Annotated in this window: 21 protein-coding genes; 11 read left to right on the top strand and 10 right to left on the bottom strand. The window is 71.6% G+C overall.

All coding sequences use genetic code 11. The annotated features are described in order from the left end of the window. Positions 1-46: 46 nt before the first annotated feature. Both ALIDE2_RS14520 and ALIDE2_RS14515 read right to left on the bottom strand, forming a co-directional pair. Positions 47-1,324, bottom strand: coding sequence for an O-acetylhomoserine aminocarboxypropyltransferase/cysteine synthase family protein (locus ALIDE2_RS14520; protein WP_013519428.1), 1,278 nt, complete (start codon positions 1,322-1,324; stop codon positions 47-49). Positions 1,325-1,409: 85 nt separating this feature from the next. Next, complete coding sequence (locus ALIDE2_RS14515) at positions 1,410-3,383, bottom strand: peptidase U32 family protein (protein WP_013722421.1); 1,974 nt, start codon at positions 3,381-3,383, stop codon at positions 1,410-1,412. Positions 3,384-3,435: 52 nt separating this feature from the next. Between ALIDE2_RS14515 and ALIDE2_RS14510 the strand changes: the two genes are divergently transcribed. The 4 genes from ALIDE2_RS14510 to ALIDE2_RS14495 all read left to right on the top strand — a co-directional run bounded on the left by ALIDE2_RS14510 (position 3,436) and on the right by ALIDE2_RS14495 (position 7,315). Next, positions 3,436-4,068, top strand: coding sequence for an FMN-binding negative transcriptional regulator (locus ALIDE2_RS14510; protein ID WP_013722420.1), 633 nt, complete (start codon positions 3,436-3,438; stop codon positions 4,066-4,068). A gap of 47 nt (positions 4,069-4,115) precedes the next feature. Further along, positions 4,116-5,192 (top strand): tRNA adenosine(34) deaminase TadA, encoded by a 1,077-nt coding sequence (gene tadA, locus ALIDE2_RS14505; protein ID WP_013722419.1) that lies wholly within the window; start codon positions 4,116-4,118, stop codon positions 5,190-5,192. Continuing rightward, positions 5,176-6,147, top strand: a complete 972-nt coding sequence (locus ALIDE2_RS14500; RefSeq protein WP_013519424.1) for an LD-carboxypeptidase — start codon at positions 5,176-5,178, stop codon at positions 6,145-6,147. The genes tadA and ALIDE2_RS14500 overlap by 17 nt, the downstream gene beginning before the upstream one ends. 205 nt (positions 6,148-6,352) lie before the next feature. Next, positions 6,353-7,315: an adenylate/guanylate cyclase domain-containing protein gene (locus ALIDE2_RS14495; protein ID WP_013519423.1), complete on the top strand. Its 963-nt coding sequence runs from the start codon at positions 6,353-6,355 to the stop codon at positions 7,313-7,315. Between the two features lie 19 nt (positions 7,316-7,334). On the opposite strand, the gene ALIDE2_RS14490 is transcribed toward ALIDE2_RS14495, so the two are convergent. The 4 genes from ALIDE2_RS14490 to ALIDE2_RS14475 all read right to left on the bottom strand — a co-directional run bounded on the left by ALIDE2_RS14490 (position 7,335) and on the right by ALIDE2_RS14475 (position 11,274). After that, positions 7,335-8,258: a DMT family transporter gene (locus ALIDE2_RS14490; protein WP_013722418.1), complete on the bottom strand. Its 924-nt coding sequence runs from the start codon at positions 8,256-8,258 to the stop codon at positions 7,335-7,337. Continuing rightward, positions 8,255-8,782: a methylated-DNA--[protein]-cysteine S-methyltransferase gene (locus ALIDE2_RS14485; RefSeq protein ID WP_013519421.1), complete on the bottom strand. Its 528-nt coding sequence runs from the start codon at positions 8,780-8,782 to the stop codon at positions 8,255-8,257. The genes ALIDE2_RS14490 and ALIDE2_RS14485 overlap by 4 nt, the downstream gene beginning before the upstream one ends. 58 nt (positions 8,783-8,840) lie before the next feature. Then, a complete protein-coding gene (locus ALIDE2_RS14480; protein WP_013722417.1) occupies positions 8,841-10,340 on the bottom strand; it encodes an AlkA N-terminal domain-containing protein in 1,500 nt (499 codons plus the stop codon). A gap of 61 nt (positions 10,341-10,401) precedes the next feature. Further along, complete coding sequence (locus ALIDE2_RS14475; protein WP_013519419.1) at positions 10,402-11,274, bottom strand: MurR/RpiR family transcriptional regulator; 873 nt, start codon at positions 11,272-11,274, stop codon at positions 10,402-10,404. Positions 11,275-11,368: 94 nt separating this feature from the next. Between ALIDE2_RS14475 and ALIDE2_RS14470 the strand changes: the two genes are divergently transcribed. The 7 genes from ALIDE2_RS14470 to ALIDE2_RS14440 all read left to right on the top strand — a co-directional run bounded on the left by ALIDE2_RS14470 (position 11,369) and on the right by ALIDE2_RS14440 (position 21,753). Then, a complete protein-coding gene (locus ALIDE2_RS14470; RefSeq protein WP_013722416.1) occupies positions 11,369-13,324 on the top strand; it encodes a bifunctional 5-dehydro-2-deoxygluconokinase/5-dehydro-2-deoxyphosphogluconate aldolase in 1,956 nt (651 codons plus the stop codon). Further along, positions 13,321-14,127 carry a 5-deoxy-glucuronate isomerase gene (gene iolB, locus ALIDE2_RS14465; protein ID WP_013519417.1) on the top strand — a complete coding sequence of 269 codons (807 nt, stop codon included), beginning with the start codon at positions 13,321-13,323 and terminating at the stop codon, positions 14,125-14,127. The genes ALIDE2_RS14470 and iolB overlap by 4 nt, the downstream gene beginning before the upstream one ends. A 94-nt stretch (positions 14,128-14,221) precedes the next feature. Continuing rightward, positions 14,222-15,196 (top strand): Bug family tripartite tricarboxylate transporter substrate binding protein, encoded by a 975-nt coding sequence (locus tag ALIDE2_RS14460; protein WP_013519416.1) that lies wholly within the window; start codon positions 14,222-14,224, stop codon positions 15,194-15,196. 12 nt (positions 15,197-15,208) lie between these two features. Continuing rightward, on the top strand, positions 15,209-16,180 hold the full coding sequence (locus ALIDE2_RS14455) for a tripartite tricarboxylate transporter substrate binding protein (RefSeq protein WP_013722415.1): 972 nt from the start codon (positions 15,209-15,211) through the stop codon (positions 16,178-16,180). Between the two features lie 68 nt (positions 16,181-16,248). Then, positions 16,249-17,637: a phosphomannomutase/phosphoglucomutase gene (locus ALIDE2_RS14450; protein ID WP_013722414.1), complete on the top strand. Its 1,389-nt coding sequence runs from the start codon at positions 16,249-16,251 to the stop codon at positions 17,635-17,637. Positions 17,638-17,657: 20 nt separating this feature from the next. Next, on the top strand, positions 17,658-19,001 hold the full coding sequence (locus tag ALIDE2_RS14445) for a 3-deoxy-D-manno-octulosonic acid transferase (RefSeq protein ID WP_013519413.1): 1,344 nt from the start codon (positions 17,658-17,660) through the stop codon (positions 18,999-19,001). Between the two features lie 46 nt (positions 19,002-19,047). Continuing rightward, positions 19,048-21,753, top strand: a complete 2,706-nt coding sequence (locus tag ALIDE2_RS14440) for a bifunctional acetate--CoA ligase family protein/GNAT family N-acetyltransferase (RefSeq protein WP_013519412.1) — start codon at positions 19,048-19,050, stop codon at positions 21,751-21,753. Here the strand turns inward: ALIDE2_RS14440 and ALIDE2_RS14435 are convergent. The 4 genes from ALIDE2_RS14435 to ALIDE2_RS14420 all read right to left on the bottom strand — a co-directional run bounded on the left by ALIDE2_RS14435 (position 21,728) and on the right by ALIDE2_RS14420 (position 25,530). After that, positions 21,728-22,678 carry a pseudouridine synthase gene (locus ALIDE2_RS14435; protein ID WP_013722413.1) on the bottom strand — a complete coding sequence of 317 codons (951 nt, stop codon included), beginning with the start codon at positions 22,676-22,678 and terminating at the stop codon, positions 21,728-21,730. The genes ALIDE2_RS14440 and ALIDE2_RS14435 overlap by 26 nt on opposite strands. Before the next feature lie 23 nt (positions 22,679-22,701). After that, positions 22,702-23,376 carry a GntR family transcriptional regulator gene (locus ALIDE2_RS14430; RefSeq protein ID WP_013519410.1) on the bottom strand — a complete coding sequence of 225 codons (675 nt, stop codon included), beginning with the start codon at positions 23,374-23,376 and terminating at the stop codon, positions 22,702-22,704. 74 nt (positions 23,377-23,450) lie between these two features. Next, a complete protein-coding gene (locus ALIDE2_RS14425; protein WP_013519409.1) occupies positions 23,451-24,485 on the bottom strand; it encodes an Ldh family oxidoreductase in 1,035 nt (344 codons plus the stop codon). 58 nt (positions 24,486-24,543) lie between these two features. Beyond that, positions 24,544-25,530 (bottom strand): TRAP transporter substrate-binding protein, encoded by a 987-nt coding sequence (locus ALIDE2_RS14420; protein WP_013722412.1) that lies wholly within the window; start codon positions 25,528-25,530, stop codon positions 24,544-24,546. Positions 25,531-25,548 lie beyond the last annotated feature (18 nt).

The raw sequence follows: 25,548 nt of genomic DNA, 5'->3' as shown, positions 1-25,548 counted from the left end.
GATAGCTGCCAGCGCTTGTCCATCAAGTGCTGGAGGCTAAAAACGCTCAAACCGCGTCCAGTGCCTGGTGCAGGTCTTCAAGCAGGTCGTCGATGTGCTCGATGCCGATGGACAGGCGCACCATGCCCTCGGTCACGCCGGCCTTGGCCAGTTCGTCGGCGTTGAGCTGGCGGTGCGTGGTCGATGCCGGGTGCGTGGCGAGCGACTTGGCGTCGCCGATGTTCACCAGGCGCGTGAACAGCCCGAGCGCGTCGAGGAAGCGGGCGCCCGCCGCGCGCGCGTCGTCGGCCTTCAGGCTGAACGACAGGATGCCCGACGCCCGGCCGCCGAGCTGGCGCTGCACCAGCGCGTGGTCGGGGTGCTCCGGCAGGCCCGCGTAGCGCACCCATTCCACCTTTGGATGGCGTTGCAGCGCCTCGGCGATTTTTTGCGAGTTCTCGCAGATGCGGTCCATGCGCAGCGCCAGCGTCTCTATGCCCTGCAGGATCAGGAAGGCGTTGTGCGGCGAGATGGCCGCGCCCGTGTTGCGCAGCGGCACCACGCGCACGCGGCCGATGTAGGCGGCCGGGCCCAGGGCCTCGGTGTAGACCACGCCGTGGTAGCTCACGTCGGGCTCGTTCAGGCGCTTGAAGCGCGCCTTGTGCTCTGCCCAGGGGAACTTGCCGCTGTCGACGATGGCGCCGCCCATGCTGTTGCCGTGGCCGGCCAGGTATTTGGTGAGCGCGTGCACCACGATGTCGGCGCCATGCTCGATGGGGCGCAGCAGGTAGGGGCTGGGCACGGTGTTGTCCACGATCAGCGGCACGCCGTGGGCATGGGCCACGTCGGCCAGCGCGCGGATGTCGGTCACGTTGCCCAGCGGGTTGCCGATGGATTCGCAGAACACCGCTTTCGTGCGCTCGTCGATCAGCTTGCCGAAGCTGGCCGGGTCGCGCGGGTCGGCGAAGCGCACCTCCAGGCCCTGCTGCGGGAAGGTGTGGGCGAACAGGTTGTAGGTGCCGCCGTAGAGCGTGCTGGCGCTCACGATGTTGTCGCCTGCCTCGGCAATCGCCTGGATGGCATAGGTGATGGCCGACATGCCCGAGGCCACGGCCACGGCGGCGATGCCGCCCTCCAGCGCTGCGACCCGCTTTTCCAGCACGTCGGTCGTGGGGTTCATGATGCGCGTGTAGATGTTGCCCGGCACCTTCAGGTCGAACAGGTCGGCGCCGTGCTGCGCGCTGTCGAAGGCGTACGCCACCGTCTGGTAGATGGGCACGGCCACGGACTTGGTGGTCGGATCGGGCGAGTAGCCGGCATGGACGGCCAGGGTTTCGATGCGCATCGGTGTCTTCCTTGGGTTGGGTTGTTGACAGCCGGACATTGTCGGCCAAGCCGCGGCGCGCCCGAACGATGGCCTGGCTATGTGCTTATGCGGCGGGCCGCGTGCGGTAGAAGCGCAGGGGCTTTTCCTGCATGTCCCTGAGGTGCTGGTTCATGACCGACTTCTTCATGCGTCCCACCACGTGCATCTCGCAGGGCTTGCAGTCGAAGCGCAGCGTGAGCTTTTCCTTGCCGTTGATCAGCTGCAGCGGCTCGGCGCGGATGGTGCCCTTCACGCCGATCACGCCCTTGGCCTGCTTGGGGCACAGGCTCATGCTGTAGCGCACGCAGTGCTTGGTGATCATGAGGCTCACCTCGCCTTCCTCCTCCTTGCTTTCGTAGGCGGCGGCGATCACCTTCACGCCGTGGCGCGCGTAGAAGTCGCGCGCCTTGTGGTTGTAAACGTTGGCGAGGTAGGTCAGCGTGTCCTCGGGGAAGGGCACGGGCGGCTCCACAGGCTTGGCGCGTGGCAGGCGCACGAGGCCCTCGGCGCGCGCGTGCTCCAGCGCCGCCACGGCGTCGCGGCGCAGCTGGTTGAGCGCGGATGCGGGCACGAACCAGGGCTGCGAGAGCTGCAGCGCGATGTCATGCACCTGGAAGATGGTCGCGCCGAAGCGGCCGAGCTGCTCGCGCAGCGTGCTTTCCGCCTTGGCGGCGTCGGTCGCGGGCTGATGTTCCTGGACGGCATGGGCGCTGCCGGTGAAACCGTCCTCGTCGGTGAGCGTGAGCGCGAAGCCGTCAGGTGTTTCCGACAGCTGCGCCCACACGCCGATGCGCCGCTCGCTGGACTTCTTCTCCAGCGCGCGCACCCAGTCCATGTCGCGGTTGCGGTTGATCTCCAGGCCCTTGCGCAGGTCCTTGAAGCCCGCGATGGCATCCTTGGGGAACACGCGCCACACGCCGCTTCTCACGCTCTCGGCGCGGTTGACGTGCACGCCCACCAGGTCCTTTTGCAGGTCGTAGTAGCACAGGCCGTCGCCGTTGTGCAGCTGGGTGGCATGGTCGCTCGTCTCCAGCTCGAACCACTTGTCGCCGACTTGCGTGACCCAGCCGATGGCGCGGCCCGGCGTCTTGGGCGTGTCGAACGCGCCGATGTCCTGCTGGCGGCCGTTGACGAAGTAGTCGGTGAACTCGCGGTTGAAGTTCTGGTCGGGGTCGGGCGTGAAACTGAACGCGGTGCGCCCGCTGGACGAGCGCGCGAAGCCCCCTTCCTCGACGATTTCGTCGAGCAGCCGGCGGTAGTGCGCCGTGATGTTCTTCACGTAGCCCATGTCCTTGTAGCGGCCCTCGATCTTGAAGCTGCGCACGCCCGCGTCGATCAGGGTGCGCAGGTTGTCCGACTGGTTGTTGTCCTTCATCGAGAGCACGTGCTTCTCGTGCGCGATGATGCGGCCCTGGCCGTCCAGCACCTCGTAGGGCAGGCGGCAGGCCTGGTTGCAGTCGCCCCGGTTGGCGCTGCGGCCCGTGTGGGCGTGGCTGATGAAGCACTGGCCCGAATAGGCCACGCACAGCGCGCCGTGCACGAAGAACTCGATGGTGGTTCTGGCCGGATCGGTGGCGGCGCGGATGGCGGCGATCTGGGCCAGGTCCAGCTCACGCGCCAGCACGATCTGCGACAGGCCCGCGTCCTGCAGGAAGCGAGCCTTCTCGGGCGTGCGGATGTCGGTCTGCGTGCTCGCGTGCAGCTGGATGGGCGGCAGGTCGATCTCCAGCAGGCCCATGTCCTGGATGATGAGCGCGTCGGCCCCGGCCTCGTACACCTGCCAGGCCATGCGGCGCGCGTCCTCCAGCTCGTCGTCGCGCAGGATGGTGTTGAGCGTGACGAAGATGCGGCTGTGGAAGCGGTGCGCGTGGCGGATCAGCCGCTCCAGGTCGCGCAGCCCGTTGCCCGCCGTGGCGCGCGCGCCGAACGCGGGGCCGCCGATGTAGACGGCGTCGGCGCCGTGGTTCACGGCCTCGATGCCGATGTCGGCGTCGCGCGCGGGGGAGAGCAGTTCGAGCTGGTGGGGAGCAAGGGACATAGGGCCGCGATTATCCCAGCGCGGCTACATTCCTGCCTCTGGAGCACACGCCATGTACCTGCCGCCGCAATTCCGGTCCAAGGACCCCGCCCACGCCGCCGCGCTGATGCGCGCGCACCCGTTCGCCAGCCTGGTCAGCAACGACGACGAGGGCTTCCCCTTCGTCACCCACCTGCCGCTGCACCTCGAAGAGCGCGCGGGCGGCGAATGGGTGCTGCTGGGCCATTGCGCGCGCCCCAACCCGCACTGGCGCTACCTGCGCTCGCGGCCCGAGGCGCTCGCGGTCTTCCAGGGGCCGCATGCGTACATGTCGCCCTCGGTCTACCCCGACTCCGCGCGCGTTCCCACGTGGAACTACCTCGCGGTGCACTGCCGCGTGCGCGCCACGCCGGTCGAGGGCGACGCGGCCACGGACGCGCTGCTCAAAACCCTGATCGCCGACCACGAACCCGCCTACGCCGCGCAGTGGCGCGCGCTGGGCGGGGAGTTCGCCCACAGGATGATGGCGGGCATCGCCGCGTTCGAGCTGCAGGTGCTGGACGTGCAGTGCAAGATCAAGCTCAACCAGCACCGCAAGGAAGCGCACGCCGCCATGCACGCGCGGTACGCCGCGGGCACGCCCGACGAGCGCGCGCTGGCCGAATGGATGCGCAAGCTGGGCATGGCAGGTGAAGAATTACAGTAAAAAATGGCTGTAGGGCTTACCTATAAAGCACTAATAGCTATGGAAACATGAGTGAACCCGAAGACGACGCCACCTGGATGCGCGCGGCCCTGGCCCAGGCGCGTGCCGCCCTGCAGGACGGCGAGGTGCCCGTGGGCGCCGTGCTGGTGCGCGGCGGCGAGGTGATCGCCACCGGCCGCAACGCGCCCATCGCCGGCCACGACCCGACGGCGCACGCCGAGATCGCGGCGCTGCGCGCGGCGGCCGCGCGGCTGGGCAACTACCGGCTCGACGGCTGCACGCTCTACGTGACGCTGGAGCCCTGCGCCATGTGCGCCGGCGCCATGCTGCACGCGCGCCTGCCGCGCGTGGTCTACGGTGCGGCCGATCCCAAGACGGGCGCGGCCGGCTCGGTGGTGGACCTGTTCGCCGAGCCGCGCCTGAACCACCAGACGCGCGTGGCGGGCGGCGTGCTGGCCGAGGAGTGCGGCGCGCTGCTCAGCGGTTTCTTCCGCGAGCGGCGCCGGGCGCAGCGTGCGGCCCACCCGCTGCGCGACGACGCGCTGCGCACGCCCGACGCGGCCTTCGCCGGCCTGCCCGACTGGCCCTGGCAGCCGCGCTACGTGAGCGACCTGCCTTCGCTCGCCGGGCTGCGCCTGCATTACGTGGACGAGGGCCCGCGGGACGCTCCGCTCACCTGGCTGTGCCTGCACGCCAGCCCCGCGTGGAGCCATGCCTGGCGGCACATGCTGCCCGTGCTGCTGCAGGCGGGCCACCGCGTGGTCGCACCCGACCTCATCGGCTTCGGCCGCAGCGACAAGCCCAAGAAGGAAGCCGCGCACCGCCTGGACTGGCACCGGCAGGTGCTGGCCGATCTGGCGCAGCGGCTGGCCCTGCGCAACGTGGTGCTGCTGGCCCAGCCGGGCGCGGTGCTGCCGTGGCCGGATGCGCCGCTGGTGCTGGTGCAGGAAGGCGCGGCGGACGATGGCCTGCCATTTCCCGACGCGGGCCACCGCGCCGGGCCGCGCGCCTTCGCCCGGTTCGGCGCGGAGCCGGGCGTCCCGGCATGCACCGTGCCCGATGCCAGTGCCGCCTCGGCCCGGGCTGCTATGGAATACTCCGCCCGCTATGCACGACCATCATGAAGACTGCGGCCACGACCACGGCCCCAAGCACATCTACGTCTACTCCCCCGCCAGCGCCGTGCGCGACAAGGCCGCGTTCAAGCGCGGCATCGCGCGCCTGAGGGCCCTGGGCCACGAGGTGGAGGTGGACGCCGATGCGCTCGCCACCCACACGCGCTTCGCGGGCGACGACGCCACGCGGCTGGCCGCCATCCACCGCGCCGCGGCCAGCGGGGCCGACGTGGCGCTGATCTCGCGCGCCGCCTACGGCTTCACGCGCATCCTGCCGGGCATCCAGTACAAGAAAATCGCCAAGGCCATCGAGCGCGGCACGCGCTTCGTCGGCATGAGCGACTTCACCGCCTTCCAGAATGCGGTGCTCGCCCGCACCGGCGCCACCACCTGGGCCGGCCCTTCGCTGGAAATCGACTGGGGCGTGGAGGGCGAGCCCGACGACATCATGGCCGCCTGCTTCGACGACCTGCTCACCGGCCACGGCGAGGGCGCAGGCTGGCGCATGGGCAAGGAGCCGCCCCGCGCCGACGGCAGGCCCGCCGTGCCCGACGTGTACGTGAAATCCGCGCAGCTCTGGGGCGGCAACCTCGCCGTGCTCACCTCGCTGGCCGGCACGCCGTACTTCCCCGAGGTGAAGGGCGGCATCCTGTTCGTGGAAGACATCAGCGAACACCCGTACCGCGTGGAGCGCATGCTGACCCAGCTGCTGCACGCCGGTGTGCTCGCCCGGCAGAAGGCCGTGGTGCTGGGCCAGTTCACCAACTACAAGCTGGCCCCGCACGACAAGGGCTTCAGGCTGCAGAGCGTGGTGGACTGGCTGCGCACGCAGATCAAGGCTCCCGTGCTCACCAACCTGCCGTTCGGCCACGTGCCCACCAAGGTGCTGCTGCCTGTGGGCGCGCAGGTTTCGCTGTCCGTGGAGGGGCGCGATGCGCTCATCTACTGGGGACATGCGCATTGAGTAACGAGTTGTAGAAATCTGCGGTGTTTCCCGTGCCCGCGTCTCGGCGCCGGCCGCCGGGGCATTCCTGTGTGAAACTTTGTTAACGCTGCGGATTGCAATGGCGCAATAAAGCGGACGCACCGCCGGCCGACATAAGATGCATACTTTCAATTCGTAACGATTCGCGCCACGACAGCCTTTGCGCCGTGGAGGCGCGGCCGCAATGACAGGAATGGGCGAAGGACCAGGCGTGAACTCCCACAAGACCGTGGTGTTTGCAGACATGACCGGCAGCACGGCGCTGTACGAGGCCCTGGGCAACGAGGGCGCGGCGGCCGTGGTGGCTCCGCTCACGCAGGCCATGGGCGCATGTATCCAGCGGTATGGCGGGCGCGTGGTGAAGAACCTGGGCGATGGCGTGCTGGGCCTGTTTGCCGAGCCCGGCGACGCCGTGCTGGCGGCGGCGGAACTGATGCGCGAGCATCGCCAGTGGATCGGCCCCCAGGCGCGGGAATCGCATGTCGGGATCCATGTCGGGCTCGCCAGCGGCGAGGTCGTCGAGGTGGACGGCGACTGCTACGGCGATGCGGTCAACGTCGCCGCGCGCCTGTGCGAGCGCGCCGACGACGCCGAGATCTGGGCCGCCGAGTCCGTCGTCGCCGGCCTGCGCGCGCCGCGCGGCATGTGCTTCGTCCGCCTGGGGCACCTGGAGATGCGCGGCAAGGCCGAGCCCCTGGTCACGTACCAGATCGAGTGGCGTGCCGAGAACCGGGCCGACCTCACCGTCCATTCCGAGCTGCGCAGCGACCTGGCCGCGCTGGTGGCGGACACGGGCCCTGCGCAGATCCAGCTGTCCTGGCCCGGAGCCTACCGGCTGTTCTCGTCGATGGACATCCCCGTCAACGTGGGGCGCGCACCCGATTCGCACCTGTGCATCGCCGACCCCCGGGTCTCGCGCGTGCATGCGCGCCTGGACTGGCGCCACGGCGCCTTCGTGCTCACCGACCTGAGCAGCTTCGGCACCTGGGTGCGCTTCGAGGGCAGCGAGGCGCCGCTGCAGCTGCGCCGCGACAGCTGCCGCCTGATCGGCTCGGGCGAGATCGCTCTGGGCGTGCCCTTCGCGGACGCGAGCGCGTCCATCATCGGCTTCCAGGTCTCCGGCACCGGCGCGCGCCAGCAGGACTGATGCGTCCCGGGGCGGCGGGTCAGCGCGCCTGGGCGCCGCGCGGCCCCACGAGCCCGGTGGAGAGCATGGTGCCGCAGACGATCACCGCGCCGCAGCCCAGCATCCAGGGTGTGACCGCCTCGCCCAGGAACGCCGCGCCATAGGCGACCGCGAAGGCCGGCGCCAGGAAGGTCACGGCCAGCGCGCGGCTCGGCCCCGCGTGGGCGATGAGCCGGAAATACAGGATGTAGGCGATGCCCGTGCACAGCACGGCGATGGCCACGATGGCCGCCCAGGCGCGTGGCCCTGGCATCTGCGCGGGCCAGAACAGCAGCGTGGGCAGGGCCAGGCCCAGCGCTGCGCCCAGCAGGCTGCCCGTGGCCGAGGCCAGCGGCGGTATGCCCGCGAGGTGGCGCCGCGCATAGCTGGCGGCCACCGCGTAGCAGGTGGAGGCCAGCAGGCACGCGGCGATGGCCCAGCCGGTGTGGCCGCTCTGGACGCCGGCGCTTGCCGGCGCGCGCCAGGCCAGCAGCGCGACGCCCAGGAAGCCCAGCCCCAGGCCCAGCCAGCGCAGGCGGCCGATGCGGTCGCCCAGCCACGCCCAGGCCACCAGCGCGCCGAACAGCGGCACCGTGGCGTTGAGGATGGAGGTGAGCCCCGTGGCGATGCGCATCACCGCCCAGGCGAACAGCACGAACGGGATGGCGGAGTTGACCAGCCCCGCCAGCAGCACCGGCCGCCAGTGGCGCCGCAGCGCCGGCCACTCGCCGCGCTGCACCAGGATGGGCCAGAGGAACAGCGTGGCCAGCGCCACGCGCAGCCCGGCCGTGGGCAGCGGCCCGAACTCCGCCGCCCCCAGGCGCATGAAGAGGAACGAGGCGCCCCACAGCGCCGAGAGCAGGAGGAATTCGCCGGCCCAGGAGGGCTGGCTGGCGGTGGCGGCTGGCGTGGCAGGAAGGGTCATGCGGGCAGGGAATGGGAAGGTGAAGAGGCTTCGAGCCGCAGCAGCGCCGTCTTGCGCGGCAGGCCGCCGGCGTAGCCGGTGAGGGCGCCGCCGCTGCCGAGCACGCGGTGGCAGGGCACGGCCACGCTGATGGGGTTGCGCCCCACGGCCGCGCCCACGGCGCGCACGGCGGCCGGGCGGCCGAGCTGGCGCGCCAGCGCGCCGTAGGTCGTGGTGCCGCCGCGCGGGATGGCCAGCAGCGCCCGCCACACGGCTTGCTGGAAGGGCGTGCCGCCCGAGAGGTCCAGCGGCAGGTCGAAGCGCGTGCGCGTGCCGTCAAGGTACTCGCGCACCTGGGCCGCGGCGGCGCGCAGCACGGGGTGCGCATCGTCCGTGGGCCAGGCGCCGGGGCCGTCGAGCTGCGCCGGCAGGTGGCGCTGGCCGTCGAACCACAGGCCGACGAGGCCGCGCGCGCTGGCGGCCAGGCGGACGTCGCCCAGGGCGGTGGGGGTGCGGGCTTGCACCGTGTCGGGGGGGTATTGCATGGAAGCCTCCATTAAACGTCAAATCGGCTCGCAGCGCAGGCGGGGCGGGCGGTATCAGCTATAGGTTCGGGAGCGGTGCCGCCAGGCCCGCCCAGGCCCGGATCACGCCGTAGCTGCGCCAGGGCCGCCAGGCCTGCGCCGCCGCGAGGGCCGCGCGCGCGGGCTGCGGCGCGCCTTGCACGGCCAGGGCCTTGTGCAGCGCCACGTCGCCGGCGGGGAAGGCGTCGGGCCAGCGCAGCGCGCGCATGGCGATGTACTGGGCCGTCCAGTCGCCGATGCCGGGCAGCTGGCGCAGCGCGGCCAGGGTGGCGTCCACGTCGCTGCCCGCGTGCAGGGCGATCCGGCCTCCGTCCACGGCCTGCGCCAGCGCCACGATGGCCGCCTGCCGCTGGCGCACGATGCCGAGCTGCCCGAGCGCGTCGCCCTGCGCCGCCGCGAGCACGGCGGGCGCGGGGAACAGCCGATCCAGTCCCGGCCAGGGCGTCTGGACGGGCTCGCCGAAGCGCTCCACCAGCCGCTGCGCGAGCGTGCGCGCGGCCGCCACCGTGATCTGCTGGCCCAGCACGGCGCGCACGGCCAGTTCGAAGCCGTCCCACGCGCCCGGCACGCGCAGGCCGTCGCCCCCGGGGAATGCGGCGTGCAGCGCGGCGTTGATGGGCCCGGGATCGGCGTCCAGGTCGAGCAGCGCGCGCACGCGGGCGATCACCTGGGGCAGAGCGGGCAGCAGGCCGGGGCTGGCCTCCAGCAGCACCAGGGGCCGGCCGGGGTCGAAGCGCGCGCCGATCCAGCCCGTGTACGCCGCGCCGCCGGCCCGCAGCCGCACGGTGCGGCGCAGTGCCAGGCCCTCGACTTCCTCCATGCCGTGGATGCGCCGCGCCGCGAGGAAGCCCAGCAGCGCCGCCGCGTCGTAGGGCGGCCGGTAGCCCAGCCGCACCGGACGGCCGGTGCCGCCCGCCGGCGCGCCCTGGCGGCGCAGCTGCGTGGGGTTGAGCCCGTAGTGCGCGCCGAAGGCCGCGTTGAAGCGCCGCACGCTTGCGAAGCCGCTGGCCAGCGCCACCTGGGTGACGGGCAGGGCCGTGTCGGTCAGCAGCTGCTTGGCGGCCAGCAGGCGGCGAGTCTGCAGGTATTGCAGGGGCGAGACGCCCAGCGCCTCGCCGAAGATGCGGCGCAGATGCCGGTCGCTCACGCCCAGGCGCGCGGCCAGCTGCGCCACCAGGGCGCCGCCGCCTTCCGCGCCCCAGGCTTCGGGCGCGTCCAGCAGCCGCAGCGCCTGCCGCACGAGGATGCCCGAGGCGTCCTGCACCGACCACGCGAGCGCCTGCGGCGCGAGCTCCGGCCGGCAGCGCAGGCAGGGCCGGAAGCCCGCGCTCTCGGCCTGCGCGGCCAGCGCGAAGAAGCGGCAGTTCTCGCGCCGCGGCGTGCGCACGGCGCAGACGGGGCGGCAGTAGATGCCGGTGGACGTGACGCCCGTGAAGAAGCGCCCGTCGAAGCGCGCGTCGCGCGCCTTCAGGGCCAGGTAGCGGGCGTCGTCATCGTCGGCGCGAAAATCGGAGGGCATGGGCGCATGATAGGCCGCCGCCGCCAGCGGACTCGCCGTTTTCGGACATGTGCCTGCCGTGTCAGGCCGAGACGAGCTCCATGCGGTAGGCCAGCGCGATGAACAGCGACTGAGCCAGGCACAGCGTGCCCGTGAGCGAGCGGAAGCCGAAGGTGGCGCTGTCCTGCGCCGCCAGGGTGACGCTGGCGCGCGCGGCCAGCGGCGAGAGCGGGCTGTCGGTGAGCGCCAGCAGGCGCGCGCCGCGCTCCAGCGCCGCGTCCACCAGTTCCAGCGTCTCGCGCGCGTAGGGCTCGAACGACACGGCCACGATCACGTCGCCCGGGGCCATGGCGCGCAGCTCGCCCATCTGCATCGCGCCCAGGCCGTGCAGCCAGTGCACGGGCTTGGCCGTGTGCTGCAGCGCATAGGCCAGGTATGCGCCCACGGGGAACGCGCGACGCGCGGCCGCGAGCCATAGCGCGGGCGCGTCCGCCAGCAGGTCCACGGCCGCGTCGATCGGCGCGTCGGCCAGCCCGGCCTGCAGCGCCCGCAGGCTGGCAAGCCCGCCTTCCACCACCTCGTGCGCGATCTGCGTGCCCGACAGCGGCCCCGTGCCCGCGTCGATCAGGCTGCGGATGCGGTCCTGGTAGTCGCGCTGCGGCGCGAGCTGGCGCGCCGCGCCCGCGCGAAACAGCGTCTGCAGCTGCGTGTAGCCGTGAAAGCCGAAGTGCTTGGCGAAGCGCACCACGGCCGATGGTTGCACGCCGCAGTGCTGCGCGACCTCCTGGATGCCCTGCAGCGCGATGTGCGCGCCGCTGTGCTCCACGTGGCGCGCGATGGCCTGCAGCTGGCGGCTGAGCTGCGGGTAGCGCGTGCGCAGGTCGTCGAGGAAGGCGTCCGCGTTCGCATAGGAGGGCAGGGCGTCCGTGTTTGGTTTGTTTTTTCTGTTTTCCATTTATTTGGAAAAAAATTTCTATTCCGGGCTATGATACGGGCCATTATCCGGGGGCGCATCCCCCGGACCCACCGCTTGAGAGCGCAGGAGACACATGCCCACCACGCTGAATTTCCCCCCGGGCCGCACGCATGACGTGGCCTGCCTCGGCCGCCTGGCCGTGGATCTCTACGCGCAGCAGATCGGCTGCAGCCTGGAGGACGCGGCGAGCTTTTCCAAGTACCTGGGCGGCTCGTCGGCCAACATCGCCTTCGGCACGGCGCGCCTGGGCTTGCGCTCGGCCATGGTCTCGCGCGTGGGCGACGAGCAGAACGGCCGCTTCCTGCTGAACACGCTGAGGAACGAAGGCTGCGACGTGGGCCAGGTGCAGATCGACCCGCAGCGCCTCACGGGCATGGTGCTGCTGGGCATCAAGGACCAGGACACCTTCCCGCTGCTCTTCGCGCGCGAGAACTGCGCCGACATGGCGCTCGACGCCGCCGCCATTGGCGAAGACTTCATCGCCGGCTGCCGCAGCCTGCTCGTCACCGGCACGCACCTGAGCACACCCACGGTGCTGGCCGCCAGCCGCCGCGCGCTGGAGTTGGCAGGGCGCCACGGCGCGGTGCGCGTGCTCGACATCGACTACCGCCCCGTGCTCTGGGGCCTGGCGGCCAAAGGCGACGGCGAGACGCGCTACGTCGGCAGCGACGCGGTGAGCCGCCACCTGCAGGCGCAGCTGCCGCTGTTCGAGCTCATCATCGGCACCGAGGAGGAATGGCTGATCGCCGGCGGCGAGGCCGAGTTGATGGCCGCGCTGCGCAGCGCGCGCCGGCACACGCGGGCCGTGTTCGTGGTCAAGCGCGGCGCGCTGGGCTGCAGCATCGTCGAGGGCGAGGTGCCCCCACGCATCGACGACGCGCTCACCGTGCTGGGCGAGCGCATCGAGGTGCTCAACGTGCTCGGCGCGGGCGATGCCTTCGCCTCGGGCCTGCTCCACGGCCTGCTCACCGGCAAGGGCTGGGAGGAATCGGCGCGCATCGCCAACGCCTGCGGCGCCATTGTGGTCTCGCGCCACGGCTGCGCGCCGGCCATGCCCACGCGGGCCGAGCTGGCGCACTGGTTCGCGAGCGAGCGCCACGTGCGGCCCGACCAGGACGCGCAGCTCGCCCACCTGCACCGCGTGAGCGTGCCGCGCCGCCAGTGGCCCGAGCTCTACGTGCTGGCCTACGACCACCGCGCGCAGTTCGAGGACATGGCGCGCGAGGCGGGCGCCGACGCGGCGCGCATCCCCGCGCTCAAGAAGCTCATCAACCGCGTGGTGGCGGACATCGAAGCCCAGGACGCCGGCGTGCGCGGCAAGCTCGGCGTGCTCATCGACGGCCGCCTGGGCGAGGCTGCGCTGCACGACGCCACGGGCCGCGGCTGGTGGCTGGGCCGGCCCATCGAGCGGCCGGGCTCGCGCCCGCTGCGCTTCGACGGCACGCATTCGCTGGGCTCGCAGCTCGTGCACTGGCCGCGCGAGCAGGTGGTCAAGTGCCTGGTCTTCTACCACCCCGACGACCCCGAGCCGTTGCGCGCCGAGCAGGAGGAGTGGCTCCGGCAGGCTTGGGAGGCCACGCGCGAGAGCGGCCACGAGCTGCTGCTCGAAGTGATCCCGCCGCGCGGGATGCCGGGCGATGCCGGCGAGGCCACGGTGCGCGCGATCCGCCGCCTCTACGACCTGGGGTTTCGCCCCGAATGGTGGAAGGTGGGCGCGATGGCCGCGCGCCACTGGCAGGCGCTCGACGCCCTGGTGCAAGAGCGCGACCCGTACTGCCGTGGCGCGGTGATCCTGGGCCTGTCGCAGCCGCTCGACCAGCTCGTGGCGGGCTTCGCCGAGGCGCGGGTCAGCCGCATCGTGCGCGGTTTCATGATCGGCCGCAGCGTCTGGGCCGAGGCGAGCCGGGAATGGCTCGCGGGCCGGATCGGCGACGCCGAGTTCCAGTCCCGCGTGGCGGCCAACTTCCGCCAGCTCATCGAAGGCTGGCGCGCCGCTCGGCAGACACCGCAACAAAAGGAGGCCGCATGACGATCAGTCCGCTCCTGATCAAGGCCGCGCGCAGCGGGCGCGTGGTGGCCGACATCACGCCCGCATCCGCCGGCTGGCGCCACGTGGGCTTTCGCGCGCTGCGCCTCGGGGCAGGGGAGGAAGAAGCGTTCGACCTGCCCGCGGGCCGCGAGCTGTGCATCACTATCCTCACCGGCCAGGCCGACGTGCAGGTGGATGACGCCCTGTACACCGCCCTGGGCGGCCGCGCCTCGGTGTTCGACGACGCCGCGCCCGCCGCCGTCTACGTGCCGCCGGGGCGGCGCGTGCGCATCGCGGCGCGCGGCGACGCGGAGGTGGCGCTGTCCACCGCGCCCGCCCAAGGGCGGCTGCCCGCGCGCGTGATCGAGCCCGGCCACATGAAGCGCAGCGTGCGCGGGCAGGGCAGCAACACGCGCTACGTGTGCGACATCCTGCCCGAGGGCGAGCCGGCCGAGGGCCTGCTCGTCGTCGAGGTGGTCACGCCCGCGGGCCATTCGTCGAGCTACCCGCCGCACAAGCACGACACGGCGCGCGAGGGCGAGACCTCGCTCGAAGAGACCTACTACCACATGCTGCGGCCCGAACAGGGCTTTGCCTTCCAGCGCGTGTACACCGACGACCGCAGCCTGGACGAGGCCATGGCCGTGGAGCACCGCGACACCGTGCTCGTGCCGCGCGGCTACCACCCCTGCGTGGCGCCGCACGCCTACGACCTGTACTACCTCAACACCATGGCGGGCCCGCAGCGCCGCTGGGCCTTCTGGAACGACCCGCAGCACGCCTGGATGCTCGAACCCCGCTAGGGCAGGTGCTATGTATTAAATAGCTTACAGCGCTTGATGGTAAAGCGCTGGAGGCCAAAAACACCCTCAAGACCACCCGAAGGAGACACACGCCATGAAACGCAAGACCTTTTGCCTGCTCGCCGCCGCCGCGCTGCTGGCCGGCGGCATGAACGCGCACGCCCAGGGCGCCTATCCGGCCCAGCCCGTGAAGTGGATCGTGCCCTACGCGCCCGGCGGCACCACCGATGTGATCGCGCGCAACCTTGCCACCCGGATGGGACAGGACCTGGGCCAGCCCGTGGTGGTGGACAACAAGCCGGGTGCGGCCAGCATCATCGGTGCCACTTTCATCGCGCGCTCGCAGCCCGACGGCTACACCGTGGGCACGGCCGACTCGGGCACGCTCGCCTTCAACCCCGCGATGTATGCTTCGCTGAGCTACGACGCGGGCAAGGACTTCACCTTCATCGGCGGCCTGGGCAAGATGCCGCTGGTGCTGGCCGTGGCGCCCAACTTTCCGGCCAAGAATGTGCAGGAGCTGCTCGCGCTGGTGAAGAAGTCGCCCGGCAGCGTCTCCAGCGCCTCGTCGGGGCCCGGCTCGCCGCTGCACGTGGCGCTGGAGCTGTTCAAGCAGCGCACGGGCACGGACCTGATGCACGTGCCCTACAAGGGCTCGGCCCCCGCGCTGCAGGACCTGATGGCGGGGCAGGTGCAGACCATGTTCGTGGACCTGCCGCCCAGCCTCTCGATGATCAAGGGCGGCAAGATCCGCGTGCTGGCCGTGGCCACGCCGCAGCGCCTGTCCATCCTGCCCGACGTGCCCACCATGGCCGAGGCCGGCGTGCCCGGCTTCGAGGCCTATGCGTGGCAGGGCTTCGTGGGGCCCGCCAAGCTGCCCGACGCGGTGGTGCAGCGGCTCAACAAGGACCTCGTGGCCGCGCTCAAGCACCCCGAGATGCGTGCACGGCTCGAAGAGCTGGGCATCCAGCCCATGCCCATGGCGCCTGCACAGTTCGGAGAGTTCGTGCGCTCCGAGCAGAAGCTCTGGAGCGGCGTGATCAAGGCCGCCAATATCCACCTCGACTGATTGCTGTCTGCCATGGCCCTCTCCATCGACCGCCGCCACGCCCTCCAGTCCCTCGCCGCTCTGGCCGCCGCTGCCGCGGTGCCTGCCCGTGCACAGGCCTACCCGAACAAGCCCATCGAGCTCATCGTGCCGTTCGCCGCTGGCGGCGGCACCGACGTGCTCGCCCGCGCCCTGGCCGAGCAGGCGCGCGCGCACCTGCCGCAGAACCTCATCGTCATCAACCGTGCCGGCGCGAGCGGCGGCATTGGCTGGGGTGAACTCGTCAATGCCAAGCCCGACGGCTACAAGCTCGCGATCATCACGGTGGAGATCACGATGATCCCGCACATGGGTCTCGTGAAGCTCACCGCCGACGATGTTCTGCCCATCGCGCGGCTCAACGCCGACCCGGCCACCATCGCCGTGCGCGCGGATTCGCCCTACCGCACCCTCGAGGACCTGCTCGCCGCCGCGCGCAAGAACCCCGGCGCGGTGCGCGTGGGCAACGCCGGGCCGGGCTCGCTCGGCCACCTGGCGGCGGCCGCGCTGGAGGACAAGGCCCAGGCCCAGTTCAACCACGCGCCGTACCGGGGCGCCAACCCCGCCGTGCTCGACCTGCTGGGCGGCCACATCGAGGCCGTGGCCGTCACTCCCGTGGAGGTGGCCACCTATGTGGCCGCCGGCAAGGTGCGCCCGCTGGCCGTGATGGCCGACAAGCGCATCGGCGCGGGCTGGGAGCAGGTGCCCACGCTCAAGGAGCGGCAGATCGACCTGTCCATCGGCGGCTGGCGCGGCCTGGCCGCGCCCAGGGGCACGCCGCCCGAAGTGGTGGCGACCCTGCGCACGGCCATGGCCAGGACGCTGCAGGAGCCCGCGCTGCGCGAGACCATGGCCAAGCAGAACATGGGCGAGGGCTACCTCGACGCGCCCGATTTCAAGGCGCTGATCGCGCGCGACAACGCGTTCTTCAAGCAGCTCATAGGGCGCCTGGACATCAGGGCCTGAGGCGGCGAGCGCAGCAGGGGGGCGCCTACAATGCGCGGCTTCCCCTCTCTCCCAAGGCAGGTCCCACAGTGCAGCTCTCTCCCGCCATCTTCAAGGCCTACGACATCCGCGGCATCGTGCCCGCCACGCTCGACGAAGACGTGGCCCGCGCCCTGGGGCGGGCCTTCGGCACGGCGGCGCGGGCGCAGGGCGAGCGCGCGGTGGCCGTGGGGCGCGACGGGCGCCTGTCCGGCCCGCAGCTCTCGGCCGCGCTGATCCAGGGCCTGGTGGACGCGGGCGTCGAGGTCATCGACGTCGGCATGTGCACCACGCCCATGCTGTACTTCGCGGCCAGCACGCTGTGCGCGAGCGGCATCCAGGTCACGGGCAGCCACAACCCCCGCGACTACAACGGCTTCAAGATGGTGCTGGCCGGCCGCGCCATCCATGGCGATGAGATCCAGCAGCTTCGCCGAACCATGGAGTCTGGCAGCTGGCAGCCCGCCCCCGGCGGCAGCGTGCGCCGGGCCGACGTGCTGCCCGCCTACGTGCAGCGCATCGTGGGCGACGTGAAGCTCGCGCGGCCCATGAAGATCGTGGTCGATTGCGGCAACGGCGTGGCCGGCGCATCGGCGCCGGGCATCTTCCGCGCGCTGGGCTGCGAGGTGGCCGAACTCTTTTCCGAGGTGGACGGCAACTTCCCCAACCACCACCCCGACCCGAGCAAGCCCGAGAACCTGCGCGACGTGATCGAGGCGCTGCGCACCACCGACGCCGAGCTGGGCCTGGCCTTCGACGGCGACGGCGACCGTCTCGGCATCGTGACCAAGGACGGCCAGAACATCTTCCCAGACCGCCAGATGATGCTGTTCGCGCAGGACGTGCTCTCTCGCGTGCCGGGCGCGCCCATCCTGTTCGACGTGAAGTGCACCCAGCGCCTGGCGCCCGCTATTCGCGCCGCGGGCGGCGAGCCGGTGATGTACAAGACCGGCCATTCGCTCATCAAGGCGCGCATGAAGGAGCTGCAGGCGCCGCTGGGCGGCGAGATGAGCGGCCACATCTTCTTCAAGGAGCGCTGGTACGGCTTCGACGACGGCACCTACGCGGGCTGCCGCCTGCTGGAGATCCTGAGCCGCTCGGCCGACCCGGGTGCCGTGCTCAATGCGCTGCCCGCCAGCCACAGCACGCCCGAGCTCAACGTGCCGTGCGAGGAGGGCGAGCCCCACCGCCTGACGGCCGAACTGCAGGCGCTGGCGGCAGGCAGCTTCGCCGCGCCCGCCAGCATCAGCACCATAGACGGCCTGCGCGTGGACTGGCCCGACGGCTTCGGCCTGATCCGCGCGAGCAACACCACGCCCGTGCTGGTGCTGCGCTTCGAGGGCCACACGCCCGAGGCGCTGCGCCGCATCGAGGCCGACATGCTGGCGCTGCTCGCGCGCGTCAAGCCCGGCGCGCAGATCGGCGGCGCGGCGCACTGACGAGCGCTTTGCAGCGCGCCATGCAGCGGCTCGCCCTCGCGCTCTACAGCCTGGCCCTGTGGCTGGCCCAGCCGCTACTGCTGCGAAAGCTGCGCCGCCGCGCGCGCACCGAGCCCGGCTACGCCGTGGCCGTGCCCGAGCGCTTCGGCCGCTATCGAGGGTTGCCGCCCATGGACGGGCAGGGCGGGCCGCTCGTGTGGATACACGCCGTGTCCCTGGGCGAGACGCGCGCCGCCGCCATTCTGCTCAAGGAACTGCGCGCGCAGCTGCCGGGCATGCGCCTGCTGCTCACCCATGGCACGGCCACGGGCCGCGCCGAGGGGGAAAAGCTCCTGCAGCCCGGCGACGTGCAGGTCTGGCAGCCCTGGGACACGCCCGGCGCCGTGCGGCGCTTCCTGCGGCGCTTCCGGCCGGCCATGGGCATCCTGATGGAGACCGAGATCTGGCCCAACCTCGTGGCCGGCTGCCGCGCCGCCCGGGTGCCGCTGGTGCTGGCCAATGCGCGGCTGAACGAGAAATCCCGCGCCGGCGCGCGCCGCCTCGCCTGGCTGTCGCGCCCCGCGTACGCGGGCCTGGCGGCGGCATGGGCCCAGACCGGGCAGGATGCCGAGCGCCTGCGCGACGTGGGCGCGCGCGTGGCCGGCGTGTTCGGCAACCTCAAGTTCGACGCCCTGCCCTCGGCCGCGCAGCAGGCCCAGGGCCGCGCCTGGCGCGAGGCCGGCGACCGCCCCGTGGTGCTGCTGGCCAGCACGCGCGAGGGCGAGGAGGCGATGTGGCTGGAGGTATTGAGGCAAAAATGGCCTCTAGCGCCCGCCGGACAATCGCAGGTAGCTATCGAAACGGAAGCGAGAATGCCCGTGCAATGGCTGCTCGTGCCGCGCCACCCGCAGCGCTTCGACGAGGTGCTGCGCCTGTGTGAGGCCGCCGGCCTGCGCGTGTCGCGGCGCAGCCAGTGGGGCCCCGCGCCGCAGCAGGCGGACGTATGGCTGGGCGACTCGCTGGGCGAGATGGCCCTGTACTACGGCATGGCCCATGCGGCGCTGCTGGGCGGCAGCTTCGCGCCGCTCGGAGGGCAGAACCTCATTGAGGCCGCGGCCTGCGGCTGCCCCGTGGTCATGGGGCAGCACACCTTCAACTTCGCCGAGGCCGCGCGTCTGGCCATAGACGCCGGCGCCGCCGAGCGCGTGGCCGGCATGGCCGAGGGCGTGGCCGCCGCCACCGCCCTGGCGCAGGACCCGCAGCGCCGCGCCGCGCAGGCCGCGCGCTGTCTGGCCTTCACCCAGGCCCACCGCGGCGCCGCCCGGGCCACGGCCCGGGCCGTGCTGGAACTGTTGCGCGCAGCCGAGGGGCATCCGCCCAATTGACGCAACGCAAGATTATGCTAGGTGGATACCCGAGAATCGACCCACCATGATGGACAAGCACTATCTCACGCCCCTGTTCAACCCCGGCTCCGTCATCGTGCTGGCAGGCGACACGGAAGCCCTCGAGAGCCAGACGCCCCAGGCGCGGGCCCTGCGCGAGGCGCTGACCGCGCAGCGCTTCACGGGCCAGCTGCAGTTCTTCGACATCCACACCACCGGCACGCTGGCCGACCTGGCCCAGATCCGCGCGGACCTGGCCATCATCGCCCAGCCGCCGCAGGACCTGCCCGCCGCGCTGGACGTGGCCGGGCGCATGAACTGCAAGTCGGCCCTGGTGCTGTCCAGCGGCGTGGACGCGCAGCTGGCCGAGCAGCTGCGCAAGATCGCGCGGCGCGAGGGCATGCACCTGCTGGGGCCGAACTCGCTGGGCCTGCAGCGGCCGTCGCTGCAGCTCAACGCCAGCGCCGCGGGGCCGCTGGCGCGCGAGGGCTCCCTGGCCCTGGTGTGCCAGTCGGGCGCGCTCACCGCGTCCATCCTGGACTGGGCGGCCAACAACGCCGTGGGCTTCTCCAGCGTGATCTCGCTCGGGCCGCACACCGACGTGGGCCTGAGCGAGGCGCTCGATTTCCTGGCCAACGACGGGCGCACGCAGAGCATCGTGGTCTACATGGAGGGGATCCAGGACGCGCGTCGCTTCATGAGCGCGCTGCGCTCGGCCGCCTACGCCAAGCCCGTGGTGGTGCTCAAGGCCGGGCGCAAGCCCGCGGGCAACCAGGCGGCGCAGACGCACAGCGGCGCCATCGTGGGCAGCGACGACGTGTTCGACGCCGTGCTGCGCCGCGCGGGCGCCGTGCGCGTGCGCTCGTTCGTGGAGCTGTTCTCGGCCGCCAAGTGCCTGGCATCGCGCTACCGGCCCGTGGGCAGGCGCCTGGCCATCATCACCAACGGCGGCGGCCCCGGCGTGCTGGCGGCCGACTGGGAGAACGAGATCGGCCTGGACCTGGGCCGGCTCTCGGCCGAGACGCGCGAGGCCCTCGCGCCCAGGCTGCCGCCGCTGGCCACGCTGACGGACCTGATGGACCTGTCCGAAGAGGCCGGGCCCGAGCATTACCGCGAGGCGCTGGAGGCCGCGTTCCGCGACCGCCAGATCGATGGCGTGCTGGCCATCTTCTCGCCCAAGGCCGGCATCGACGCCGAGGGCGTCGCCAGCGTGCTGGCCGACGCCAAGCGCCTGGCCTCCAAGCCGCTGCTGTCGTGCTGGATGGGCGACGCCGCGGTCGTGCCGGCGCGCAAGATCCTGCGTGCCGCGCAGATACCGACCTTCCGCACGCCCGAGGCGGCCGTGGGCGCCTTCGGCAACATCGCCTCGTTCTACCAGAACCAGCAGCTCCTGCAGCAGACGCCGCCGCCGCTGACCACGCTGGCCAAGCCCGACATCGAGGGCGCGCGCCTGGTGATCGAGAGCGTGCTGGCCGAGCGCCGCAACGTGCTCACCGAGATGGAGTCCAAGACGCTGCTGGCGGCCTTCCACATCCCCGTCACCAAGACGCTGCTGGCGCGCAGCAGCAACGAGGCCATGATGATCGCCACGCAGCTCGGGTTTCCCGTGGCGCTCAAGATCGACTCGCCCGACATCGCCCACAAGTCCGACGTGGGCGGCGTGGCGCTCAGCGTGCCCAATGGCGCCGCCGCGCGTGACGCCTACACCGACATGGTGCAGCGCGTGGCGCGCCTGCGGCCCGAGGCGCGCATCAACGGCGTGACGGTGCAGAAGATGGCGCGCGCGCGGCGCGGGCGCGAGATCTGCATCGGCCTAGTGTGCGACGACCCCTTCGGCCCCGTCATCACCTTCGGCGCCGGCGGCACCATGATCGAGCTCATCGACGACCGCGCCATGGAGCTGCCGCCGCTCAACCAGTTCCTCGCGCGCAGGCTCATGGAGCGCGCGCGCGTGGCCGAGACCCTGGGCGAATGGCGCGGCGCGAGCGCCGTGGACATGCAGGCGCTGGAGCAGGTGCTGCTGCGCGTGTCCGAGATGGTCTGCGCACTGCCCCAGCTGCGCGAGATGGACATCAACCCCCTGATCGTGGACGAGCAGGGCGCCGTGGCCGTGGACGCGCGCATCGCCATCCACGAGACGGCCCGGGGCGGCGGGCGCACCGAAGGCGCCGGCCACGGGCACTACGGCCACCTGTCCATCCTGCCGTACCCGGCGCGCTACGAGCAGGTGTGGCCGCTGCGCGGCGGCGGCGAATACCTGGTGCGCCCGATCCGCCCGGACGACGCGCAGATGGTGCAGCGCCTGGTCAAGGAGCTCTCGCCCGAGAGCCGCTACTTCCGCTTCGTCTCGCAGATCGCCGAGCTGCCGCCCTCCATGCTGGCGCGCTTCACCCTCATCGACTACGACCGCGAGATGGCCCTGGTGGCTGTGCACCGCGAGCGCGTGGCGGACGAGGAGGGCGAGGTCAGCCACAAGGAGCGCATCGTGGGCGTGTCGCGCTACGTGACCAACCCCGATCACACCAGCTGCGAGTTCGCCCTGCTGGTGGCCGACGACTTCGCGGGCAAGGGCCTGGGCTCGCGCCTCATGCTCAGCATCATGGAAGTCGCCCGCGACCGGGGCCTGGCCGAGATCCAGGGCCTGGTGCTGGCCAACAACCCTACCATGCTCAAGCTGATGCGCAGGCTGGGTTTCGAGGTGCGCGCGTTCGACGAGGACCCGGAGTTCAAGCTCGTGGTGCACCAGCTGTAGCTGGTCCGGCGAAATCCGCCAGCGGGCGCAGCCGCAGCCGGCTGTCGAAGCGCCGCTCCTGCCCCGTCACTGGGTCGGTGAACGACAGGGTGCGCGCCAGCAGCTGCAGCGGGTTGGAATAGTCGCCCTCGGGCGGGTCGTTCACCTCGGGGTAGAAGCCGTCGCCGCACAGGGGCAGGCCCAGCGCCGCCATGTGCACGCGCAGCTGGTGGCGCTTGCCCGTAACCGGTTCGAGCCGGTAGCGCGCCCAGCCGCCCGCCTGCTCCGCGACGTCCATGGCGGTGACCGCGTTGGGCTCGCCCGGCACCTCGTGCATGCGGAAGAAATGCCCGCTCTCCTGCAGCCGGCTGGCATGGGTGCGCGGAAAGCGCAGGTCGGCTCGCCAGGGGGCCACGGCCTCGTAGACCTTGCGCACCTGGCGGTCCCGGAACAGCGCCTGGTAGCGCCCGCGCGTGGCGCGCTGCACGGAGAACAGCACCAGGCCGGCCGTGTCGCGGTCGATGCGGTGCACGGGCGAGAGCTCGCGCAGCCCCAGCCGGCGCTTGAGGCGCACGAGCAGCGTGTGCTGCAGGTAGCGCCCCGCGGGCACCACGGGCAGGAAATGCGGCTTGTCGGCTACGAGGATGTGCTCGTCCTGGTAGAGCACGGTCTCTTGGAACGGAATCTCTGCCTCGTGCGCGAGCTCGCGGTAGTAGTAGTAGCGCACGCCGGGCGTGAAGGGGCTGTGCGCCGTGGCGGCGCGGCCCCATTCGTCCACCACCTCGCCGGCATGAAGGCGCCGCAGCCAGTCCTCCCGCGACACGGCGGGCAGGCGCCGCGCCAGGAAGTCCAGCAGCAGGCCCTGCCCCTGAGACGGCAGCACCACGCAGCAGGGGTTGACGCCGTCCCGCATGGGCAGGACGCGAGGGTCGTGGCTGTTGTGCATGGGGCGCGTAGGATGCAGCGTGTCTACTGGTCGATGATGCGCCGCGCGAACCGTTCGAGGTAGTCCATGAGCTGGTGGGCCCCCGCGGTGGCGGCGGCTTCGTCGCCCGTGGCGATGCCTTCGGCCAGCGCCATGTGGGCGCGCGCGCCTTCGGTGAGCTCGCCCTCGTGCTGGTAGGCGTACCAGAAGCGCCGGCATTGCACGATCAGCGGAACCACGCATTTGACGGCCGAGTGGTTCCGGCTGGCCTGGTGGTTGACCACGTCCAGCTCGTGGTCGGCGCGCATGTATTCGTCCAGGAGCCCTCGTTCGGCGGCCAGGCGCATCTTCTGGGCGCAGCGCAGGATCTCCTGGCGCTGCGCTGCCGTGGCGCGCCGCGCCGAGCAGGTGGCGATCAGGCATTCAAGCACGCGCCGGGTCTGGATGACGTCCAGATGGTCGGCCAGGTCGATGTTCGACACCAGCAGCCCGCGGCGCGGCTGCTGCTCGATCAGCCCGATGGACACCATGCGCAGCAGCGCCTCGCGCACCGGCGTGCGGCCCAGGCCGGTGCGTTCGGCGATCTCGGCCTCCACCACGGGGCTGCCGGGCTGCATCTCCAGCGTGGAGATGAGGACCTCGATGGCGTCGTAGGCCACGTCGGCGGCCCGCCGCTTGGGGGCGGAGATGGTGGAGGGCTTGTCGGTGTGGAAGCTCATGGGTTCAGTGAGGATGGAGGCGGCGTGCGCCGTCCTGCCTCGTGGTCATGTTATGCATTGCGGGGCACATGCCGTCAATCCGCCAGGGCAAGGATCTCGGCATGGAGCGCGCGGGGCACCGCCACGCCCCGTTCCAGGCTGCGCGCGCGGGCCTCGAAGCGGCGCTGCGACGGCAGGCGCGCGCCCTGACCGGTGATCGCGTCGAACAGCCGCTCGGCCCGCTGCTGCTGGTCGGCCAGGTCGCCGCCGCCGAGGCGGGCAGGATCGAAGGCCAGGATGAGTTCGCCGTGGCAGGGCGTGGCCCCGTCGCCGGCGTCGAAGGCCAGCGATTCCGCGCTCGTCCAGTCGCCGATCAGCGCCCCCGCCATGAGCTCCACCATCGCGGACAGCGCGGAGCCCTTGTGGCCGCCGAAGGCCAGCATGGCGCCCTGCGCCACGGCCACCGGATCGGTGCTGGGCCTGCCCTGGGCATCCACGCCGCAGCCCGGTGGCAGGGGGGTGCCCGCGCGGCGGTGCAGTTCGAGGTCGCCGCGCGCGATGGCGCTGGTGGCGAAGTCGAAGACGAACGGGTGCTGCCCCGGGCGGGGCCAGCCGAAGGCGATGGGGTTGGTTCCGAACACGGGTTGGCGCCCGCCCGCGGGCGCCACCCAGGCGTGGCTGGGCGTGAGCGCAAGCGCTGCGAGCCCGTGGGCGGTGATGGCCTCGATCTCGGGCCACAGCGCGGAAAAATGAAAGCAGTGCTGGATGGCCAGCGCCCCGATGCCGTGCTGCCGGGCGGCTGCCACGAGGGCCGGCAGCCCCCGCTCGAAGGCCAGCGGCGAGAAGCCGTAGCGCGCATCCACCCGCACCACCGCGCCGCTGGCGGGCGTCAGCACGGGCTCCGCCTGCAGCGCGACCTTGCCTGCGCGCACCGTGTGGGCGCAGGAGAGGATGCGGTACACCCCGTGCGAATGGCACTCGTCCCGCTGCCCGGCCACCACGGTGCGGGCCATGGCCTCGGCATGGGGGAGGGACAGGCCCAGGCGCAGGAATACGCGGCCGGCCAGGGCCAGCAGCTCCTCGACGGGCAGGAACAGGGGTGGGGCTTCGGAGGTGTGGGGCGTGCTCATGGGGCGATCATAGGAATGCCGCGCCGCGTCCCGCCGGGGGGGCGCTGCGCGGACACGGCTACAGCGTGGCGCCGACCTTGCGCAGCTCGGCGATCTGGGGTGCCTTGGGCAGCCAGATTTTGTCGAACTCGCGCGCGAGGGTGGCGACGTCGAGCTGGGGTTCGGTCCTGATGGGGAAGGGCGCGGCCTTGAACTTGTCGATCAGCCCCAGCTCGGTGGTGACGATGTCCTTGATCTGCGCGTCGAGCGACTGGCGCACCAGGCCGCGGATCAGCTCCTTGTCCTTGGCGTCGAGCTTCTGCCACACGCGGCCCGACACCAGCGGCGCGAAGGGCATGAAGAGGGCATTCATCTGCAGCATGGCCTTGGACACCTTGTCGAAGCGCTGATTCCAGGAGAACTCGATGTCGGCCTCCAGCCCGTCCACCTGGCCGTTGGCCATGGCGTCGAACACCTGCGGCGTCGGAATGGGCGTCGGCGCGGCACCCAATTGCTGGTAGAAGTCGCGGTACACCGGCGTGGGGTTGATGCGCAGCTTCATGCCCTTGATGTCCTTCACGCCCGCGATGTCCTTGGTCGAGAACACCACGCGCATGCCGGTGATGCCCCAGCCCAGGCCGATGGTGCCGGTCTCCTTGGGCAGCACCTCCAGCAGCTTCAGCGCCGCGTCGTGGCGCACGAGCTTGGCCACGTCGGTGGTCGAGCGCACGAGGTAGGGCGCGTTGATGGCGGCGATGCTGGACACGCGTGAGCCGAGTTCGGCCGCCTGGATCCAGCCCATGTCGAGCGCGCCGGTCTGCAGCTGCTGCATCATCGCGGCCTCGTTGCCGAGCTGGCCCGAGTGGAACACGGTGGCCGAGAGCCGGCCGTTGGTCTCCTTCTTGAGCGCCTCGCCGAAGGCCAGCGCGGCGCGATTCCACGAGTGGCCGCCGGGCGTGATCAGGCCGAGGCGGAATTCTTTGGCCTGGGCGCGGGCCTGGCCGATGAAGGCGGGGGCGGCGAGCGCAGCGCTGGCCTGGACGAAGTGGCGGCGGGTCAGGGTCATGGTGGATGCCTTTCGGTG

The sequence above is a fragment of the Alicycliphilus denitrificans K601 genome (assembly GCF_000204645.1).
Classification (GTDB): domain Bacteria; phylum Pseudomonadota; class Gammaproteobacteria; order Burkholderiales; family Burkholderiaceae_C; genus Alicycliphilus; species Alicycliphilus denitrificans.
Note: the sequence above shows the minus strand (reverse complement) of the source record. Positions and strands in the feature narration are given on the sequence as shown.

Bases quoted from the DNA above. Each gene is read 5' to 3' on its own strand.
- ALIDE2_RS14520 (WP_013519428.1), bottom strand. From the start codon at position 1,324: ATGCGCATCGAAACCCTGGCCGTCCATGCCGGCTACTCGCCCGATCCG.
- ALIDE2_RS14515 (WP_013722421.1), bottom strand. From the start codon at position 3,383: ATGTCCCTTGCTCCCCACCAGCTCGAACTGCTCTCCCCCGCGCGCGAC.
- ALIDE2_RS14510 (WP_013722420.1), top strand. From the start codon at position 3,436: ATGTACCTGCCGCCGCAATTCCGGTCCAAGGACCCCGCCCACGCCGCC.
- tadA (WP_013722419.1), top strand. From the start codon at position 4,116: ATGAGTGAACCCGAAGACGACGCCACCTGGATGCGCGCGGCCCTGGCC.
- ALIDE2_RS14500 (WP_013519424.1), top strand. From the start codon at position 5,176: ATGCACGACCATCATGAAGACTGCGGCCACGACCACGGCCCCAAGCAC.
- ALIDE2_RS14495 (WP_013519423.1), top strand. From the start codon at position 6,353: ATGACAGGAATGGGCGAAGGACCAGGCGTGAACTCCCACAAGACCGTG.
- ALIDE2_RS14490 (WP_013722418.1), bottom strand. From the start codon at position 8,258: ATGACCCTTCCTGCCACGCCAGCCGCCACCGCCAGCCAGCCCTCCTGG.
- ALIDE2_RS14485 (WP_013519421.1), bottom strand. From the start codon at position 8,782: ATGCAATACCCCCCCGACACGGTGCAAGCCCGCACCCCCACCGCCCTG.
- ALIDE2_RS14480 (WP_013722417.1), bottom strand. From the start codon at position 10,340: ATGCCCTCCGATTTTCGCGCCGACGATGACGACGCCCGCTACCTGGCC.
- ALIDE2_RS14475 (WP_013519419.1), bottom strand. From the start codon at position 11,274: ATGGAAAACAGAAAAAACAAACCAAACACGGACGCCCTGCCCTCCTAT.
- ALIDE2_RS14470 (WP_013722416.1), top strand. From the start codon at position 11,369: ATGCCCACCACGCTGAATTTCCCCCCGGGCCGCACGCATGACGTGGCC.
- iolB (WP_013519417.1), top strand. From the start codon at position 13,321: ATGACGATCAGTCCGCTCCTGATCAAGGCCGCGCGCAGCGGGCGCGTG.
- ALIDE2_RS14460 (WP_013519416.1), top strand. From the start codon at position 14,222: ATGAAACGCAAGACCTTTTGCCTGCTCGCCGCCGCCGCGCTGCTGGCC.
- ALIDE2_RS14455 (WP_013722415.1), top strand. From the start codon at position 15,209: ATGGCCCTCTCCATCGACCGCCGCCACGCCCTCCAGTCCCTCGCCGCT.
- ALIDE2_RS14445 (WP_013519413.1), top strand. From the start codon at position 17,658: ATGCAGCGGCTCGCCCTCGCGCTCTACAGCCTGGCCCTGTGGCTGGCC.
- ALIDE2_RS14440 (WP_013519412.1), top strand. From the start codon at position 19,048: ATGATGGACAAGCACTATCTCACGCCCCTGTTCAACCCCGGCTCCGTC.
- ALIDE2_RS14435 (WP_013722413.1), bottom strand. From the start codon at position 22,678: ATGCACAACAGCCACGACCCTCGCGTCCTGCCCATGCGGGACGGCGTC.
- ALIDE2_RS14430 (WP_013519410.1), bottom strand. From the start codon at position 23,376: ATGAGCTTCCACACCGACAAGCCCTCCACCATCTCCGCCCCCAAGCGG.
- ALIDE2_RS14425 (WP_013519409.1), bottom strand. From the start codon at position 24,485: ATGAGCACGCCCCACACCTCCGAAGCCCCACCCCTGTTCCTGCCCGTC.
- ALIDE2_RS14420 (WP_013722412.1), bottom strand. From the start codon at position 25,530: ATGACCCTGACCCGCCGCCACTTCGTCCAGGCCAGCGCTGCGCTCGCC.